2 rRNA genes are annotated in these 619 nt (G+C 40.6%); both read right to left on the bottom strand.

Annotated features, from left to right (window positions below):
* Nucleotides 1-290: 290 nt before the first annotated feature.
* A 5S ribosomal RNA gene (gene rrf, locus AC1DFM_RS34680) occupies nt 291-402 on the bottom strand.
* Between the two features lie 82 nt (nt 403-484).
* A 23S ribosomal RNA gene (locus tag AC1DFM_RS34685) occupies nt 485-619 on the bottom strand; the annotation flags it as partial.

Raw genomic sequence — 619 nt, forward strand, 5'->3', positions numbered from 1 at the left:
AATTTGATATTAAGCACCTGGCTTAAGTGTGTTTCCTTGTCGGAAACGTTGATGACACCATTGTTAAGTGTAAGTGGTAGGTTGTTGCCTAGCCTGGTGTGTCATCTGTTGCAGTAGTAATCTGCTTTTGTAAAGAACTGTCTCTGTTAGTGGGTGGAAGATGTATAAACATCCTGCTTTCACCAATTGTGTCTCTGTTATTCTTTCGAGTCTCTACTCTTTAGTAAAGGTCTCTACTCTTAAAGAAAGAAAAAGCCTTAGTACACAAGTACTAAGGCTTTTCTTAATAAGTATGGCAGCTACCTACTCTCCCGCATGATTGTGCAGTACCATCGGCCATGAGGGGCTTAACTTCTCTGTTCGGAATGGGAAGAGGTGAACACCCTCGGCAAAACCACCATAAGATCTTCTTTGCTRTTACAGCAAACTAATAAGATAACATATCGGGAAAGTTGTATTCAAAACTCTTGAGCGTAATATTTAAAAAATTAAAGCTTACGGGCAATTAGTATTACTCGGCTGCGATRTTACYACCCTTACACCTGTAACCTATCAACGTCGTAGTCTCCGACGGCCCTTAAAAGTAAACTCATCTTGAAGCAGGTTTCACGCTTAGATG

Source organism: Chitinophaga sp. 05T412, assembly GCF_056396465.1.